At 63.1% G+C, this 17,673-nt stretch carries 13 protein-coding genes; 5 read left to right on the plus strand and 8 right to left on the minus strand.

Going from position 1 to position 17,673, the window contains the following annotated elements; genetic code table 11:
• Nucleotides 1-209: 209 nt before the first annotated feature.
• Together SJI00_RS11705 and olsB are read right to left on the minus strand one after the other, a co-directional pair.
• A complete protein-coding gene (locus SJI00_RS11705; RefSeq protein ID WP_322461870.1) occupies nucleotides 210-998 on the minus strand; it encodes a lysophospholipid acyltransferase family protein in 789 nt (262 codons plus the stop codon).
• Nucleotides 998-1,753, minus strand: a complete 756-nt coding sequence (olsB, locus tag SJI00_RS11710) for an L-ornithine N(alpha)-acyltransferase (RefSeq protein WP_322461871.1) — start codon at nucleotides 1,751-1,753, stop codon at nucleotides 998-1,000. Before olsB ends, SJI00_RS11705 begins: the two co-directional genes overlap by 1 nt.
• Before the next feature lie 311 nt (nucleotides 1,754-2,064).
• On the opposite strand from olsB, the gene SJI00_RS11715 reads away from it, so the two are divergent.
• Both SJI00_RS11715 and SJI00_RS11720 read left to right on the plus strand, forming a co-directional pair.
• Nucleotides 2,065-2,646 carry a YceI family protein gene (locus SJI00_RS11715; protein WP_322461872.1) on the plus strand — a complete coding sequence of 194 codons (582 nt, stop codon included), beginning with the start codon at nucleotides 2,065-2,067 and terminating at the stop codon, nucleotides 2,644-2,646.
• A 1-nt stretch (nucleotide 2,647) separates the two neighbouring features.
• Nucleotides 2,648-3,805, plus strand: a complete 1,158-nt coding sequence (locus SJI00_RS11720; RefSeq protein ID WP_322461873.1) for a phospholipase D-like domain-containing protein — start codon at nucleotides 2,648-2,650, stop codon at nucleotides 3,803-3,805.
• A 77-nt stretch (nucleotides 3,806-3,882) separates the two neighbouring features.
• On the opposite strand, the gene SJI00_RS11725 is transcribed toward SJI00_RS11720, so the two are convergent.
• Nucleotides 3,883-4,281 carry a nuclear transport factor 2 family protein gene (locus SJI00_RS11725; RefSeq protein ID WP_322461874.1) on the minus strand — a complete coding sequence of 133 codons (399 nt, stop codon included), beginning with the start codon at nucleotides 4,279-4,281 and terminating at the stop codon, nucleotides 3,883-3,885.
• A 115-nt stretch (nucleotides 4,282-4,396) separates the two neighbouring features.
• Here SJI00_RS11725 and SJI00_RS11730 point away from each other — a divergent pair, with 115 nt between their 5' ends.
• Together SJI00_RS11730 and SJI00_RS11735 are read left to right on the plus strand one after the other, a co-directional pair.
• Nucleotides 4,397-4,987 carry a GNAT family N-acetyltransferase gene (locus tag SJI00_RS11730; RefSeq protein WP_322461875.1) on the plus strand — a complete coding sequence of 197 codons (591 nt, stop codon included), beginning with the start codon at nucleotides 4,397-4,399 and terminating at the stop codon, nucleotides 4,985-4,987.
• Nucleotides 4,984-5,862, plus strand: coding sequence for a carbon-nitrogen hydrolase family protein (locus tag SJI00_RS11735; RefSeq protein WP_322461876.1), 879 nt, complete (start codon nucleotides 4,984-4,986; stop codon nucleotides 5,860-5,862). Before SJI00_RS11730 ends, SJI00_RS11735 begins: the two co-directional genes overlap by 4 nt.
• 2 nt (nucleotides 5,863-5,864) lie before the next feature.
• On the opposite strand, the gene SJI00_RS11740 is transcribed toward SJI00_RS11735, so the two are convergent.
• From SJI00_RS11740 to SJI00_RS11760, 5 genes are all read right to left on the minus strand, one after another.
• A complete protein-coding gene (locus SJI00_RS11740) occupies nucleotides 5,865-8,345 on the minus strand; it encodes an RHS repeat domain-containing protein (RefSeq protein ID WP_322461877.1) in 2,481 nt (826 codons plus the stop codon).
• On the minus strand, nucleotides 8,342-11,155 hold the full coding sequence (locus tag SJI00_RS11745) for an RHS repeat domain-containing protein (protein ID WP_322461878.1): 2,814 nt from the start codon (nucleotides 11,153-11,155) through the stop codon (nucleotides 8,342-8,344). Before SJI00_RS11745 ends, SJI00_RS11740 begins: the two co-directional genes overlap by 4 nt.
• Before the next feature lie 68 nt (nucleotides 11,156-11,223).
• On the minus strand, nucleotides 11,224-12,207 hold the full coding sequence (locus SJI00_RS11750) for a hypothetical protein (RefSeq protein ID WP_322461879.1): 984 nt from the start codon (nucleotides 12,205-12,207) through the stop codon (nucleotides 11,224-11,226).
• A 38-nt stretch (nucleotides 12,208-12,245) separates the two neighbouring features.
• Nucleotides 12,246-14,159 (minus strand): hypothetical protein, encoded by a 1,914-nt coding sequence (locus SJI00_RS11755; RefSeq protein ID WP_322461880.1) that lies wholly within the window; start codon nucleotides 14,157-14,159, stop codon nucleotides 12,246-12,248.
• A gap of 778 nt (nucleotides 14,160-14,937) precedes the next feature.
• On the minus strand, nucleotides 14,938-16,461 hold the full coding sequence (locus tag SJI00_RS11760) for a fumarate hydratase (protein ID WP_322461881.1): 1,524 nt from the start codon (nucleotides 16,459-16,461) through the stop codon (nucleotides 14,938-14,940).
• 231 nt (nucleotides 16,462-16,692) lie between these two features.
• Here SJI00_RS11760 and SJI00_RS11765 point away from each other — a divergent pair, with 231 nt between their 5' ends.
• Nucleotides 16,693-17,625, plus strand: a complete 933-nt coding sequence (locus SJI00_RS11765) for an iron-sulfur-binding ferredoxin reductase (RefSeq protein ID WP_322461882.1) — start codon at nucleotides 16,693-16,695, stop codon at nucleotides 17,623-17,625.
• Nucleotides 17,626-17,673: the final 48 nt, after the last annotated feature.

The raw sequence follows: 17,673 nt of genomic DNA on the forward strand, positions 1-17,673 counted from the left end.
CTGTGCGCCCCGGCCAAGCGCTGCGAGTCGGTACCCCGGCTGGGCGACCCCGGCCAGGTGCTGCAAGTCGGTACCCCCCCGGCAGGCGCTCCCGGCCAAGGTGCTGCAACCAGGCGCCCTCCGGCTAGGCGCCCCCGGCTAGGCGCCCCCCGCTATCTTCACCTCGCCTGATCCAGGACTTGTCAGCCAGCGCCTGGCACTACGCCAGCTCAGGCTGCGTGCGCCTGCGGCACCGGCACGGCGATCCAGTCGGGGCCGCCGAACAAGGCCTGCTGCACGGCCTGCTGGGTCTGGAAGGCCAGCACCGCGCGTTCCATGCCGGCACTGGCAATGGGTTCGAGCAGGTGGATGTGCACCTGGCCTTTGGGCAAGGCGAGTAGCCGCAGCAGGTGCGAGAGCAGGTCGTCGTCACCGACGAATGGCGCTCGCGGATCGAGCTCGCCGTCACGCCGGTATTCGATGGCCACCGGCTGGATCGGCGTGCCGGTGTCGATGGCCCCGGCCAGTAAGCGGCCGTGAAAAGTGCGCAGCGCATGACCATTGCTGGTGGTGCCCTCGGGGAAGATCAGCAGCGGTCGGTCAGCGGCCAGTTGCAGACCGATGTGCGTGCGCAGCCGCTGCGCATCACCGGCGCCGCGGCGTAGGAACAGGGTGCCGGCCTGTGCAGCCAGCCAGCCGGCCAACGGCCAATGGCGCACTTCGGCCTTTGACAGGAACGACAGCGGCGTGAGCATGCCTAGCAGCGGAATGTCGGTCCACGACACATGGTTGCTCAGCCACAGCATCGGCCGTTGCGGCACGCTGCCGGTGATTCGTACGTCGAAGGGCAGGGCGGCCGCCAGGCGCTGCATGAAGGCGCGGGTCCAGCGTTGTCGGCGGTTTTCCGAAGGCTGCAGGCCCAGGCGCTTGGCGACTGCGAAAGTGCTGGCCATCGTCAGGCCCAGTGCGACCACACCGAGCAGCCGCGTTAGCCGCGCGGCGCGGCGCAGGCGGCCCATCACACGGCGGCCTTGAAATGGCGCGCGTAGCGCGGGCAGAGGTCATCGCGCTTGAGCAGGATGAACACGTCGGCCACCTGGAAGTCGGGGTCCCAGCACGGCTCGCCGCAGATCTTCGCGCCCAGGCGCATATAGGCCTTGAGCAGCGGCGGCAGCTCGGCGATGACGTTGCTCGGCACCGCCAGGCTCGGCAGTGGATTCTTCGGTTCGGCGCGCAGGTGTTCGGTGCACAGGTAGCGCTCGCGCAGCCGTTGCATCACTGCGTGGGCCTGAATGCCGCCGTCTTCCATGCAGATGCTGGCGCAGCCCATCAGGTAACGATAGCCCCCCTCGTTGAGCACTTCGGCCAGTTCACTCCAGAGCACGGCAATGGTGCCGCCGTTGCGATAGCACGGGTCGACGCAGGTGCGCCCCAGCTCAAGGATCGGCCCCTGCAACTGGCGCAACCCCTGCAGGCTGAATTCCTCTTCGCTGTAGAAACGCCCCAGGCTGCTGGCGGCCTGGTGATCGAGCAGCCGGGTGGTGGCGACCAGCTTGCCGGTGTTCAGGTCACGCACGCCGATGTGCTGGCAATGGACGTCGTAGGCGTCGGTGTCCAGGCCCTGCTCTGCGTCCTTGAAGGTGGCCTTGAAGGCCTGGCTGAAGACACTGAAACGCAGCGCCTGGGCTTCTTCGAGGGCGGCCGCGCCGATCAGGCGCTCGGCCTGCAAGCGGCGTTCGGTGTTGGTGTGAACGGGGCGAGCGATCCGGTTCATTACGCGTCTCCATGGCCAGCTCGAAAGCCGGTCGGGCGGCTGTGTGTGGTCAAGCTCAGGCTAGGCAGGCGGGGTGTCATGCCCATGAAGCTTTGGTGATGCTTGCGTGACACCCGGCAGAGGTGCGTCGCTGCGCCGAGGGTCATCAGGGCCGGGCAGGCTGACGGCAGCATCGGGCGATGCGGGCGCCAGGCCTGCAGGCCGTGAGGGGTGGTAGCTGATGCGGTGGCTGCGCGCGCCGCTGGCGAGGGCTGTCGCTTGCTGCCCTGAAGGTGGGCGGGTAATGTTGCGATCTTTTCCAGAGATCTCACATGTCCAGCCTGCGCCGTCTGTTGCCCGCCTTGATCCTGCTACTGTGCCTGCCCGCCCATGCCAACTGGCACCTCGATGGCGAGTCCTCGCGGCTGTCGTTCGTCACCGGCAAGAACGGCGCCGATGTCGATGTGCACCGTTTCCTGGTGCTGCACGGCTCGGTCGACCGTCAGGGCGTCGCGGGGCTGAGCATCGAGATGGATTCGGTCAGCAGCGGCACGCCGCTGCTCGATGAGCGCATGCGCGACAGCCTGTTCGAGGTGGGCACCTTTGCGGATGCCACGGTCAAGACTCAGCTCGACCTTGCCCCGCTCAACGACCTGGCCAACGGCGCGCAGATCGAGCTGCGCCTGCCGGTCACGGTGACCCTGCACGGCAAATCACAGACCTACAACGCCCTGCTGCTGGCCACCCGGCTCGACGAACGACGCTTCCAGGTGGTGACCTTGGAGCCGATCGTGCTGCGCGCCGCCGACTATGGTCTGGTACCTGCCCTGGAGAACCTGCGCCGCGCTGCCAAGCTCGACACCATCAACCCGTCGGTGCCGGTCAATGCGGTGCTGATCTTCACGGCGCGCTGACATGCCCGGGCCGGTGTTTCCCTGGCGTGAAGGCAATCAGTTCGAGCTGCTGATCGACGGCCCAAGCTTCTTTCCGCCGATGCTCCTGGCGATCGTGCGGGCGCAGTTCCAGGTCGACCTGGAACTGTACCTGGTGGAAGCCGGCGACTGTGCCGAAGCCGTGGTCGATGCCCTGGAACAGGCCGCCCGGCGCGGCGTGCAGGTCCGCTGCCTGTTCGATGACTACGGCACTCAGGCGTTTGGCCGGCCACTGCGGGAGCGCTTGCAGGCGGCAGGGGTCGAGCTTCGCTTGTACAACCCGATTCACTGGCGCCGCGGCGTGCGCAACCTGTACCGCGACCACCGCAAGTTGCTGCTGGTCGATCAGCGCTGGGCGGTGGTCGGTGGCACGGGCGTGACCGATGAATTCTGGGTGCCGAGCGAGGACGCCAGCGAGTGGCACGAGGTGATGGTAACGATGCAGGGCCCCATCGTCAGTGACTGGCAGTCGCTGTTCGACCGTCAGTGGCTGGCCAACCCGCTGCGCACGGCCTGGCGCCCGCCCAAGGGCTTCGGTCTCCCGCGCATGCCCAAGACACCGCCCATAGGCCATGGCCTGGGCCGCGTGGCCTATGCCGATTCGCGCCAGCACCGCGACATCCTGCGCTCGCTGGTACGCGCGCTGAACACCGGCGAGCGGCGCATCTGGCTGGCCACGCCGTATTTCCTGCCGACCTGGGGCGTGCGCCGTTCCCTGCGCCGTGCAGCCCAGCGTGGTGTGGATGTGCGCCTGCTACTGACCGGGCCACGTACCGACCATCCGGCGGTGCGCTATGCCGGCCATCGTTACTACCCCAAGCTGCTGCGTGCGGGGGTGAAGATCTTCGAATACCAGCCGTGCTTCCTGCACCTGAAGATGGTGCTGGTGGACGACTGGGTCAGTGTGGGTTCGTGCAACTTCGACCACTGGAACCTGCGCTTCAACCTGGAAGCCAACATCGAAAGCCTGGACCCAGTGCTCACGGCCCAGGTAGCGGCGAGCTTCGAGCGGGATTTCACCCTCAGTCAGGAAGTCGATCTGGCCGGCTGGCGCGCCAGGCCCCTGTGGCGGCGGGTCAAGCAGCGGCTGTGGGGCTGGATGGACAGGTGCGTGGCGAACCTGTTCGACCGGCGTAACTAGCGCGGTGCAAGTGGGGCCTGTACCCCGCCGGCCTGAGTCATCTGCCGTGCACTGCAGGTGAGTGAAGGTTGCAGCCCTTACGCCACTTGCTCGACCCAGTCATTGAGGTTGTAGTAGTTGGTCACGCGGGCGATCTTGCCGCAATGGATATAGAAGAACGCGCCGGCCGGCAGCACATATGTCTGGCCATCGGCAGCGGGTAAGCCTTCGTCATCGGCCAGGTACTGGCCGTGTACCGTGAACTCGGCGGCAGCGCGATTGCCCTCGGCGTTCTGCATCACCACGAGGTCGTCCAGGCGCTCGCGGTAGCAGCGGTTCATCTTCTCCATGAACGCGGCGAACGCCTGCTTGCCCATCTGCCGTTCGCCCTGATTGATGTCGTGGATCACCTGTTCGTTGAGCAGGGCAAGCAAGGCTGGCATGTCGCCGGCATTGAACGCGGCGTAGTAGGCGTGGACGAGTTCCGTAGCGGTCATGGCAATGTTCCTGTCGTGTACGGGAAAGGAAGGGGCAGGGGGCCGATGATAGGGTTTGTCCTCAGGCCCGGCTTAGCCGAGCGCGTCATCCACATCGACAAAACGACCACTTCGCATGGAAATCCGCCTGCTGCATGGCGCTGCGATAGCGCCCTACATCGATGACCTCGCTCGCCTGCGCCTGACGGTGTTTCGTGAGTTCCCCTACCTCTATGACGGCACGCTGGAGTACGAAACCGACTACCTGGCCCACTACGCACGTTCCGGTCGCAGCCTGCTGGTGCTGGCGCTGGAGGACGGCCGGGTGGTCGGAGCCTCTACCGGCCTGCCGCTGGTGGACCAGGCTGCCGAGTTCCAGCAACCCTTTCTCGAACAAGGCCGCGACCCCAACTCGGTGTATTACTTCGGCGAGTCGCTGGTGCTGCCCGAGTACCGTAACCAGGGCCTGGGAGTGCGCTTCTTCATTGAGCGCGAGTCTTATGCGCACAAGCTGGCCGAATTCGACTACTGCGCGTTCTGCGCCGTCGAGCGCCCCTCCGGGCATCCGCTGCGCCCCAGCGACTACAAGCCGCTGCAGGGTTTCTGGCGCAACCGTGGATTCCTGCATGAGCCGTCCTTGCGCACCCGCTATGCCTGGCGCGACCTGGACGAGAGCCAGGCCTCGGACAAGATCATGTCGTTCTGGCTCAAGGCACTGCCGGCATGATTCGCCTGGCGGCCTGCCAGTACGCCATCGAGCTACTGGAGACCTGGGACGCGTATGCGGCGCACCTGCAAGGGTTGTGCGCCGACGCGGCCCAGCACGGCGCGCAACTGCTGTTGCTGCCTGAATATGCGGGGTTGGTGCTCAGTGGGCAGTTGCCGGCCGAGCAGCGCAGCGATCTGCAGGGCTCGATCGCCGGCATCCAGCCGCTGATTGCGCGCTGGTTCGAGCTCTGCCAAGGCATCGCCCGAGCGCACGGCGTGTACCTGCAACCAGGCACCATGCCGGTGCTCGACGCGGATGGCCGCTACCGCAACCGCGCCTGGCTGTTCGGCCCACAGGGCGTGTTGGGCTATCAGGACAAACTGATGATGACCCGCTTCGAAAAGGAGCAGTGGCACATCAGCGCCGGGCAGGGGCTGACGGTCTTCGACACCGAGATGGGTCGGCTGGGTATCCTGATCTGCTACGACAACGAATTCCCCATGCTCGCCCGCCGCTTGGCCGAAGGCGGCGCCGACCTGATCCTCGCCCCCAGCTGTACCGACACCGAAGCCGGCTACCACCGCGTGCGCATCGGCGCTCAGGCGCGGGCGTTGGAGAACCAGATCGCCGTGCTGCAAAGCCCGACTGTGGGGCTGGCGCCGTGGTCACCGGCGCTGGATGAGAACATCGGGCGGGCGGGGCTGTTCGTGCCGCCCGATCATGGCATGCCGGCCGATGGGGTTGTCGCTCAAAGTGACAGAACAGCCCCCGGCACCGGCCAGTGGCTGTTCTGCGCGGTGGACCTGGATGCCGTGCGCCGCGTTCGTCGGTTTGGCCAGGTGCTCATCCGTGAGGATTGGCCGCAGCAGTTTGCCCTTTCATGGCAAACCTGAGATCAGGCCGGGTGCTGCGGTGAAAACATGCGCCATAGCACAGGCACGTACTCCTGGTCGGGCAGGTCTCTGCGCAGATTCGCAGGCAGCGTCGAGCGTTTAGATAGGATCGTGTCCAGACCCTCCCCCGTCAGCATTTTGGTCTGCATGTCTTTGAATCGAGGAACCCGCACTTCACCTAACGGGCTCTTGACTTTCATGCCAAGGAAGTTGCTGACTCGCTGAGCTGCCCCAGAGTCCGCTGCATTGCAGGCTATGAGCACCAAAGGCCTGTTCACGTCGAGCTTACCCGCTTGGGCAAACGCGGCGATCGAAGGGGCGATCAGTTGTTGGGCGATGATCTCTGGCGGCCCCATCATGCCTCTAGTGTCCATCAGATATCCGAAGCTATCGCCATGCGTGATGAACGCTCCGCTTTTTTGCCCGTCGAAATTGCCATAGAACCCAACAACACTCTGTGGCGGTTGGGATGAGGTTGGTGGGGGGAGATCCACACTGCCTCCCCCGCCGCCTGCCAGTTGGGTAGGCTTGCCGCGGGCGCGGGTACTGCGCAGTGCCTTGCCTGCCTTGCGCGTGAGCTTGGCGGTAGCGCTCGCGGCTTTGGGCGCCATCTCCAGTCCAGTGCCCAACAAGCCTGTGCCTAACGACACCCACCCCAGAATACTGGCCGCCTTCGAATCCTTGTCGAGCGCTTCGAGCACGGTTGACGCAACCCCGGTGCCCAGCGAAATGGCGCCCAACGTCGCAGCCCCCATGGCCATCGCGCCACTGGCCGTCACCGCGGATATGCCTCCGGCCATCACCGCCGCGAAGGCTGGCGCGGCTGCGCCGAAGGTCGCAACCGTGGCCACCGCGCCCAATGCCAGACCGACCCCGGCCACGACCCAGGTCAGCCAGCTATGGCCGTCCGGATCGATGCGGTTGATCGGATCACCTGCGCAATAGGCGTAGGGATTGATCCCGCCACGGCCGAACGGACTTTGGCTGTCCGGTGCCAGGAACATCATCAGCAGGGGGTCATACGGACGGTAACCGGCAGGGATGTACCACCCCGTCAACGGTTCTCGGCGCTCGCCGGCAAAGCCGAACGGGTTGTCGTCCGAAGACGTATCGAACGCTGCACCATGGGCAGTGTAGCGGCGGGTCCTGGCCGCCTGTTCGACCTCAAGGCGCACGCTGCCTTGAGCGTCACAGCCGAGCAAGGTCGCATTGCCCTGGCGCACACCTGCGGTCAATCGCTCGAGGGCCAGTAACTGTCCGCCAGCGCCGATCGGGCGCAGAGTCGCCACCCCACACTGTTCATGGGTCAGTTGTCCGGCGCTGAAAAAGCTGCGCGTACGTTGGTTGTCGACCGTTCTGTCGCACAAGTTGCCGCTGGGGTCGTAACCATAGTCGCAGACCTGTCCGCGGTACTCGACGCGGGTCACCCGGTCCTGGCCGTCCCAACTCAGCTGACGGCCCAGGCTGTCGCGCACCAGGCGCCCGCAGTCGTCGTATTCCAGGCTGATCAGCGCAGGCCAGCTCGCATGCGTGTGCTCGATACGGCTCACCTGACAAGGATCGTCGGGGTTGTCGTAGCGGTAGGTCGCCAGATCCTGGCTGCCATCGGCATAGGTGCTCAGCACTGTTTCTTGGCCGTCGAGGGCATTGAAGCTGAAGTGCTGCGCGATGACGGCGTTGCCAAACGGGTCGAGCGGTGCAATGGCCGGATCGGCAGTGCAGGTCAGCAGCCGCCCTAACAGGTCGTAGGTGAAGCATTCCTGGCCTTGGCGGGTGTCGTCTTGCCAGTGGCGGGTGTGCACCTGATCCAGTGCCGTGTAGGTCAGGGTCTGAACGTGGGTCCGGGTCTGGCCATTGACGATGGCGACGAAATCGCGCGTGCGTTCACGGCCCATCGCGTCGTAGCTGAGGGTTTGCACCAGCTGGCGGCCGCTGGCGGTGTCCAGCGTGGTGTAGGTGCTGGGTCGCGAGAACTCGTCGTAGGTGAGGGTGCAGCGGATATCGCCGACTTCGATTTTGCACAGACGCCCGAACGGGTCGAAGGTGCGCTGATGGAGCACCTTGTCGGCGTCCTCGTAGCCCAGCAGTTGGCCTCCCAGGCTGTGTTGCCAGGTGGTCATGTACTCGGTGCCGTCCACCCGCCACGTGTCGGTCTTGGGTCTGCCCGCAGCGCTGTAGGTCATGGTCTGCAGGCCCAACGGACCTTCGCAGGTGCGGATCATCGCCAGTGAGCGCTCGTAGGTGAACCGATTGTCCTGTTCACCGCTGGGCTGGATGTGCTCTACGGGGTTGTCTAGCGCCGCAATATAAGAAAATTCGACGCGCTGGCCATTGGCCAAGGTATTGGCGCTGGGCGGTAGCTGTCCTGCCACGTAGTGATAGCCGGTGGTGCGACCGCCGACCGTCACGCTCGATTGGCGGCCCAGGCCGTCGAAACGCTGCAGACCGATGTCGGCAAAGCGTGGGGGGGTTACAGGCTTCATCGTTCACCTCCATGGCGCAGGTCGACGGAAATCGACTCAGGGTGGTCGCCGTCACTGTGGCTGGCGTATTGCCGGCGGACGGTGCGTACCTGGGGTTGTTCCACGTGTTTGAAATGCTGCGAATGGGCTGTGACTCGCCCGTAGTGGTCGTATTCGAACTGGGTCAACCGAGGCGGCCCATCACAGGGTGTGGTGCGTTCCTGGATCACGCGGTCCAGACCGTCGCGCAGGTAATCGACAGTGCGCACCACCTGACCCTGGTCGTCGAACACCTGGGTCAGCAGCGGGCTACCCGCACCATTCAGAGTGGTTACCTGGCGGCCGGTGACGGCGCCCGATGGGCTTTGCAGCCAGCGCTCGAGTGTGCGCTGGATCGGGTCGCTGACAGTGTGCAAGACGATGCCGGTAGGGCTGGTCTGCTCCCGCGGGTTTCCCCAATCGTCATAGGCAGTGCTGGAGGTCAGGGTGAACAAGGGTTTGCCGTTGTCGTCCCAGTCCTGAGTGATACGCTCTACTTCGCGGCCCCAGGCGTCGTAGCGCAGCTGCAGCGTGTCGGCGAACAGTCCAGGGCTGTGGTCGAGGTGTTCCAGCTGCACCAGGATCGCTCGACCGCTGCCATCCATCCAGGTCCGTGTGCGCTGGCCTGTGGCATCCGCTTCCTCGATGGCCATGTGCACCGCCAAGGAGCCGTCATTCAGACGCGGCGCGTATTGCGTCACAAAATCATCAGCAAAGTGATAGCGACAGCGACGTTCAGCCTCGTAAGGGCTGCCCGCAGCGACGACCGTACGCACGATGCGGCCCAGCGTGTCGTAGTAATAGTCGGTTCGGGCGCCGGCCGCACTGGTGTCGCAACGGGTGAGCCCGGTCTTCAGGGCGCGTTCGGAACAAGTGACGGATTCGGCCACCTCCGAGCCCTCGAAGCCTTGGATGCAGGTCTCTGTGCGCAGCACCCGCGCCGTGTCGGGGTACTCGATGACGGCGTAGTCAAACCGCGTTGTCGTCGCTTTGCCATTGAGCGTGGTCACTGCCGACGTCTCTCGGCCATAGTGGGCGAGGTCATCGCGCTCGTAGGTCTGGCGCGTGCTTTCCAGTACTTCACCTGTGGTGGCGTCTACCAGCTCCTCCAGACAGACCACGGCATGATCGGGGTCAGTCGCGATCAGTGAAGGCAGGGCTTGGTACTGATAGCGACTGCACAGCACCGGCGCCTGCCCTGGGCTGTCGAGCGGCGGATAGACAGTCTTTTGCCGCAGATAGCGAACCATGCCCGAGGCGTCGTACGGGCAGCCGGGCACTGCGCCGCAGGCCGGGTAGTATTCGCTCACTTCGACCACGCCGGTTGGCAGGCGGGTGGTCAAGGTGTTGCCGAAAACGTCGTACTCGTGGGTCGTTTCTTCGGTGTAAGAGGCCTGGGTACGCAGGTCCGTGTAGGTCGTGCGCGTCAGGTGCGGCAATTGGCATTGCGGCGATTGGTCCAGCCAGTGCTTGTCATAGTCGATGCCGTAGACCGTTTCTTGCAGGGTTTGGCAGTCGCCTGTCAGCGTCATTTCTTTGAGCTGCAGGTGGTGTCGATCCCAGGTACGAGTGATGGTGGTCAGCGGCGTGACTGCGCCTGTTTCGATCAGGCTGTCCAGGCTTGCCTGGCTATCGATCCGAGGATCGCTGCTCGCTTGCGCTTCAAGCGCCAAGAAGCTTCGAAGCACCTGGGTATCGCCGCTGAACTGGGTTTCGACGTTGTTGTACTCGTAGGGGATCGTTAGCCGATACAACGAATCGCGACCCGTCTGCCAATCGAAATCCTGAGCGCTGCCACCCCCCAGGTAGTTGCGCGAGCCCACCCAGCTGTAGCGGCGTAGCAGGGCCGGGGCCATCAGACCATCGCTGTGCAGCCAACTGACCACGCGTGGCATGAAATCGATGGGTGCCTTGGCCGGCAGACGATGAGAAGCTTCGAGCGTCTGGCTCCAGTTGATGACATCGGTGGCCCCCAGTGGGCCGCTCAGATGGGTCGGCAGGCACAGCCGCTGGTTGCCCACGGTCTGGTTGCGGTAGGTGAAGGTAAACGGTGCTTCGATCTCAGGCAGAAGCAGCCGCGACAACTGGCTGTTTGCGAGCAGGAACTGGACGGCGGCTTCGTCGGCAGAGTCCGGTTCCAGAATCAGGCGGCGTTGCACGCGGTCGTAACGAGCCAGCACGCGCTGTTCATCGCGAACCTGGTACAGGTGCATCACGTTATTGGCGGGCAACCAGTCGAACTGCAAACGGCGACCCTCCGGGCTGCGCAGTTCGTGCAGCACGTAAGCGTCACCGCGTCCGTCGGGGCGGCGCAGCAGTTCCTGCACGCCTGACTTGTGCACGATACGGAACGTCGGGTCTGCGCCAGGCGGTTGCACGGCATCGATGCCTACCTGCATGGCACGCAGCTTGTAGTCGTGGAAGGCCAACTGACCGCCTGGTTGCAGATCGGATTTGTCCAGGTCCACGGCGAATGTCTCGCCGGAAGACAATTGCAGGTTCCAAATGTTCTGCCGCAGGGTCAGCTGGCTGTATTGCAGTGCCCAGCCCAGCCCGAAGCCGTTGTCTTGTTCAGAGGCAAGGGCGCTATAGGCGAGGGTGAATGCCCACGATGGCCCTGCCATGTCATTGGCGTGGCCCAGCGGCACACTGATGGCCAGGTTGAACTGGCCTGTGCGCGGGTCTGCACTGGTCTGCACGCTGTGCAGGAAATTATGGGCCTGAGTGTGGATGCTGTTGGCGTTGAGCGTCGATGCGCTGTGGGGGGATGCAGTGTTGATCGAGTGGGGCATGCGGGGTTCTTCCGGGTCCGCGGGGCTGCCTGGCGCAGGTGCATACGCCAGGCAGAGGTCCACATTAGCTAAGGGTTGAGCGCATCGAGCGAACGGTGCGAGGGGTAGCTCACCTGCACCTTGGTACGTCGCTCCAGCGCCGACTCGGATTCAGCAAAGCTGAGCCGCACCGTATGGTCATTGCCGTGTCGATCGACCAGAACGACTTCGCAAGGCCCGCCTTGAGCCAAGCCCTCTCGATTGAACGGAATGTTGTCGGCGCCGTTGAGGACCAGAATCAGTGAGTCCCTGCCTTGCGTCTGGGCGCGTGTGGCGGGTTCGAACACTGGACCGGTGTCGATGAGGGTGTCGTAAATAATGGTGCTGTCGCCGGGGCGTGCCATGCCGACGAACGTGGCGTAGGTTTCTGTGCTGTGATTGATGTGCCAGCGAATCATGCCTGGGGTGACTAACGTGGATCGGGGAGAAAGGCCGACATGTTTCAGGCGTAACGAATACTCATGCAGGAACACGTTATTGACACTGCCCCTGTCATAGGTCTTCTGCCATTCGTAGTCGCTTTCACCAAAATAAGGCGGACGTACCGTGGTAATCGTGACGTAGCTGTCGAAGCCATTGGCGTCGTCGGTGTAATAAACGGTGTTTTCGTCTTTCTGAATACGTGCCCGGAGTTTGACGTTGCTGCCTCCAGGTTGAGATGTGGAGACATACATCATCTTGCTCACGGCGGTTGCCGGCGGTGGTGATAATGCCCCGGTCCGATTTGCGCCAGGCATCAGGTCGAAATCCGGGTCTCGTTCGGTTGTTTGCCACCAGGCCAGCCCACTACCCCCGCTGTGCGGCAATTGATCGTAAGTGCCGTCGGGGCGCTCGAGTACCAGGGTCAAGCTGGCGAGCTGCGCTGGCGTGAGTGGGAGCTGACCGGCATTTACCTCAACCGTCAACCTAAGTTCCGCCTGCTGGCGGCTGTTGCCGTACAAATGCGGGCTTGCAGATGACAGTTCAACGGTGAACGTGTTTAGCCAGAATTGGGGTATATCGTGAGTTTGCATATCCGAGTCCTGAAAAGAGAAAATGATGGATGGGATTTTTACAATCTCAGCAGATTCATGTTGTCCATCGTGCGGACGGTGACCTTGTGTGAGTTGCCCATTTCATCGTAAACGGTCGCCCAGTACTTCATGTTTCCGTTATATTCACCCTCTCTCCAGTAGGCCCTGGCTTTGATTCTGGCTAAGCAGTAGCTGTCAGGATTTTTGCTCATGGTCTGTGAGACATGAAGCCTGTTTGCAGTCACGTTGCGTGAACGGGTGATAGGGAATAGCTGTATCCAGTTGGTCGTGCCCTCGCCTATATAATCCCAGAGCGCGAGGCCGTTGGTTGCAAAATAGGCAATGCGATGATTGGTATTAGGCCCAAACTTAAGTTCCCATCGGTCCAGGTCTCTGACGAAAAAATCCAGCGGGTCTGAGCTGTCGAATCTTTTAAGCTCATAGTCTTCCTGTCTATCGAAATGATAGTCCTGAGCCTTGGGTTCGATAATTGCCGACGTATTCGAACGTCCAGACGAGGTCTTGCCCTCACCTGCAGGTAATGTTTTGTCGTGGGTATGGTAGGTCTTCATGCCTATTGCCAGTCGAGCGGCCACGCGGATATTCAGAGGGTTCGACGTCTTGATGAATAAACGGAAGGACTGGCTGCGCGGCAAATCAGCAGAAGGCTGAGCGTCTTTGAATTGATTCGGGTAATAATCAAAACGTCTGTCGGTCTCACTTTGTACGCGACTGAACGTGTACGAGCCTGGCAGTGGTCGACCATCTTCGTAATTCACCAGCGTAATGCTGTCGAGCACACTTTCCGGAACGTCGACAATTTGCCCTACGCTGTCCTCGGCCTCGAGCGTGACGGTGACGTAGGTCTGCTGGTAACCGTTGTTGTAGAGCTTGCAGCTTGCCGCATCATGGCTCATGCCGCGGCCGGCGACTCTGAAATACGTGATGTTGGCGATATCGTGCTGGACAGGCGCTGGGCGGGTGAAGGCGGTCATCGCAAAGCGATCTTCGGCGGTCGCAAAGTCCACCGCCAAACGATGCAGCGCGCCGTAGCGATCAATGGCTTCGAGTTCCAACGGTGGCTGCGCTACCGATTCGATCACCGCGCGCGGTACCTGGGGGGCGCCTTGCATCAATACGATGAGCTGGCCTTCGGTAGACGACAGCACCTCTTCCACCAGGCGCGAATTCAGCTCAGTAAGCGCGTTCAGTTCAGGCGCGTAGGCAACGGTCGTCGAATTCGGCGGCACGACACTGACAAGGGTCGCACCGTTGTTTTCCGGCGCGGTATCCCAGCGAAGCAAATGCTCGAACGCTGGCGGGGCTGATGAAAGTCGAGCGGAGGAAAACTCGACATGCAGTGGGCGCAGCGAATATTCGCAGACGAACCTGTCACTTCGTTCGATATCCTGTTCGAACAGTCGATCGTGGACGCGGTTGTGGGGTTGCCACCGATAATCTTGCGGGAATACATAAGTGGGCGAGGCTTCAGTATAAAGCGTGACAGCGAACTCGCTGTTGGAATAAATACACTCGCCAGACGCCAGAGAAAGGTACGCACGCAGTGTAAGGGATTGGCCAGGTGCGGCCAGGCTGTGTACATAAAGGCGTTTTAGATGGGCCTTGCTCGGCACTTCGATGGGAACTGCCAAGTTGGCGATCGCAGGGTAATAATCATAACGATCATCGTGCTCTGCGGTATAGAACCACCCATGCTGTTCGGACTGAGTGCTCAGTGGTACCCAATCGCCCTGCGCAGTTTGATAGGCCAATCCGATCGAGTCGCATTGCAGGGTAGTGACTGTCGAATCGTCACCCGGAGCGAGTAGAACGCTCAGCTCGATTTGCTGACGGCCATTGTTGTAGACGCGATCGCTGCGAGAGCTCAGACACATTGTGAGTTGTTCAAGAACAGGCAGAGGCCCGTTCTCTAGAGGCGGTGTGGAAGTCATGCTCTTGTACTCCATGTGAATAGTGGAGAAGAGCGTAATGGGCAACGTTTGACCGGCGAAACTGGCATTGATGCCAGGTGGCTAAGTGCCGCAGAACATGCCGGTAGTAAGATGCTGTATCGAGGTACTGGACCTAGGTTCTGTACGAAAAACCTCGATACTCGCCCATGCTGCGTTGAAAACGCCCTCGGAATGCTCATGTACTCCAGTACACTCCGCGTCCTCGGCCGTTTTCGCCTTGCCTGGCCTTCGTCTCAAGGCTTTTCGTACAGAACCTAGGCGCTGGGCGCAGGTGCCAAGGCTTGCGGGGAGTCTGTGAGGAGGGCGGATAATATGGGGAAGCTCAGCATGTGCATAAACGACGCTTGGCCCAGGCACCGTTTAGGCTCTGTACGAAAAACTTTGATACTCGTTCATGCTGCGTTGGAAAGCGGCCGGAGGGCTGGTCCCGCCTGGGCGTTCCCGACTGGGCGTCCCCGGCTAGGCGCCCCCGACTAGGCGTCCCCGACGTAATGCTCATGTACTCCACTACACTGCACTTGCTCGCCGGTTTTTGCGGGGTCGCCATCGGCCTCGCCTGACCTTCGTCTCAAGACTTTTCGTACAAAGCCTCCCGAGTTCGGCGCGTGCAGTGTCCAATGGCTTCAATAGACGCACGCAGGGTCATTCTTCCGGGCATACGCCAAAACGCCGCGCTCCCTTTCAGGAGGCGCGGCGTTTGATCTTCAGTGAACAGCGTCACGCCAATGTCGGGCGTTTTCAGCTTCACATGGAGCGCTTACTTCACTTCCACCGCCAGGCTCTGAGCGATCTTGTTCTGCCACAGTGCCGGGCCGGTGATGTGCACCGATTCACCGTTGCTGTCGACCGCCACCGTGACCGGCATGTCCTTGACCTCGAACTCGTAGATCGCTTCCATGCCCAGCTCGGCGAAGGCCAGCACCTGGGACTTGCGAATCGCCTGGGCCACCAGGTACGCAGCGCCGCCAACGGCCATCAGGTACACGGCCTTGTTGTCCTTGATCGCTTCGATGGCGGTCGGGCCGCGCTCGGACTTGCCGATCATGCCCAGCAGGCCGGTCTGTTCGAGGATCTGGCGGGTGAACTTGTCCATCCGCGTGGCGGTGGTGGGGCCGGCGGGGCCGACCACTTCGTCACCGACCGGGTCCACCGGGCCGACGTAGTAGATGAAGCGGCCCTTGAGGTCGACCGGCAGTTGCTCGCCACGGTTGAGCATCTCGACCATGCGCTTGTGCGCGGCATCGCGGCCGGTGAGCATCTTGCCGTTGAGCAGGATGGTCTCGCCCGGCTTCCAGCTCGCCACTTCTTCCGGGGTGATGGCATCGAGGTTGACGCGACGCGCGCTCGGGCCGGCTTCCCAGACGATTTCCGGGTAGGCGTCCAGCGACGGCGCTTGCAGCTCGGCAGGGCCTGTGCCGTCGAGCACGAAGTGGGCGTGACGCGTGGCGGCGCAGTTGGGGATCATGCACACCGGCAGGGACGCGGCGTGGGTCGGGTAGTCCATGATCTTGACGTCGAGCACCGTGGTCAGGCCGCCCAGGCCCTGGGCGCCGATGCCCAGCTGGTTGACCTTGTCGAACAGTTCCAGGCGGATCTCTTCGATGCGGTTCTGTGGGCCGCGGGCCTTGAGCTCATGGATGTCGATGGATTCCATCAACACTTCCTTGGCCATCACCGCGGCTTTCTCGGCGGTGCCGCCAATGCCGATGCCGAGCATCCCCGGCGGGCACCAGCCGGCGCCCATGGTCGGGACGGTTTTCAGGACCCAGTCGACGATCGAGTCGGAGGGGTTGAGCATGGCCATCTTCGACTTGTTTTCCGAGCCGCCGCCCTTGGCGGCGACGTCCACTTCCACGGTGTTGCCAGGGACGATGGAGTAGTGGATGACGGCCGGGGTGTTGTCCTTGGTGTTCTTGCGCGCACCGGCCGGGTCGGCCAGGATCGAGGCGCGCAGGACGTTCTCGGGCAGGTTGTAGGCGCGGCGCACGCCCTCGTTGATCATGTCGTCGACGCTCAGGGTGGCGCCGTCCCAGCGCACGTCCATGCCCACGCGCACGAACACGGTGACGATGCCGGTGTCCTGGCAGATCGGACGGTGGCCGGTGGCGCACATGCGCGAGTTGATCAGGATCTGGGCGATGGAGTCGCGCGCGGCGGGCGACTCTTCACGCAGGTACGCTTCGTGCATCGCCTGGATGAAGTCGACGGGGTGGTAGTACGAGATGAATTGCAGGGCATCGGCGACGCTCTGAATCAGGTCGTCTTGCTTGATCACGGTCATGCAGCGCGCTCCTCTGTAAAGACGGGAACATTCATAAAGGCCTTCGACGCTCGCACGCTGCGGGCCGAAGTGCCTTGCAAGAGGTGTCGGCGGGTCAGGCCGCCACGGAAAAAAGGCGCGGCATTATACCGCGCCTTACCCTTTGTAACACCTGCGCTGGCGCGCGCGGGCAGCAGTCTTTTGCGCCTGTCCATGCCATGCTGTACGCCATACCCCTGGAGAGTGTTCACCATGCCCGAACTCTGCGTGGGCCTGCGGCGCTGGTCGGTGCCCGACGCCAGCAACCTGCTCGACGCGCTCAATCAGGCCGGCCTGAACGTGCCCTACAGCTGCCGCGCCGGGCGCTGCCATGCCTGCCTGGTGCGTTGCCTCAACGGCGAGCCGCAGGATGCCCGGCCTGAGGCGCTGTCTGCCCAGCAGCGCGCCGAGGGCTGGCGCCTGGCGTGCCAGTGCCGGGTAGTGGGTGATCTGCAGGTGGCGCCCTTCGACCCGCATAGCGACGCAGTGCCCGCGCGGGTGGAGCAGATCGACTGGCTCGGCGATGTGCTGCGCCTGCAACTGCTTCCGGACCGGGCGTTGCGTTATCAGGCCGGGCAGCATGTGGTGCTGTGGCGCCATGGGATTGCACGACCTTACTCCCTGGCGAGTGTGCCGGGTGAAGATCGCGGCCTGGCGTTTCACATCGATTGCCGTCGCCCCGGCGCCTTCTGTGACCTGGCTCGGCAGTTGCGGGTCGGCGATGAGCTGGGCCTTGGCGAGCTGCGCAGTGGCGCGCTGCACTATGATCGCGACTGGCAGGATCGCCCGCTATGGCTGCTGGCGGCGGGCACCGGCCTGGCGCCGCTGTGGGGCATTCTGCGTGAGGCCGTGCGCCAGGAGCATGCAGGACCAATCCGGGTGCTGCACCTGGCGCACTCCACGCAGGGGCATTACCTGGCCCAAGCGCTCGACGCGCTGGCCGCTGAAGTGGGTGGAATCAGTGTGCAGTACGGGCTGCCTGAGCAGTTGCCAGAGGCGTTGGCGGGGCTGCGTGGCCTGCCGCGGCAGGCACTGGTCCTGGCTTGTGGCGCCCCCGACACGGTCGAACAGTTCGCCCGCGCGTTGTTCATGGCCGGCCTGCCCAGGAGCCAGTTGTTCGCCGACATGTTTACCCCTTCAGGGTAGGACACGGGTCCGCCACCGCGATGTGCCCGCGAAGGGGGGTGGCGCGAT

Origin of the sequence: Pseudomonas gebzensis, assembly GCF_034427815.1 — a bacterium.
GTDB lineage: Bacteria > Pseudomonadota > Gammaproteobacteria > Pseudomonadales > Pseudomonadaceae > Aquipseudomonas.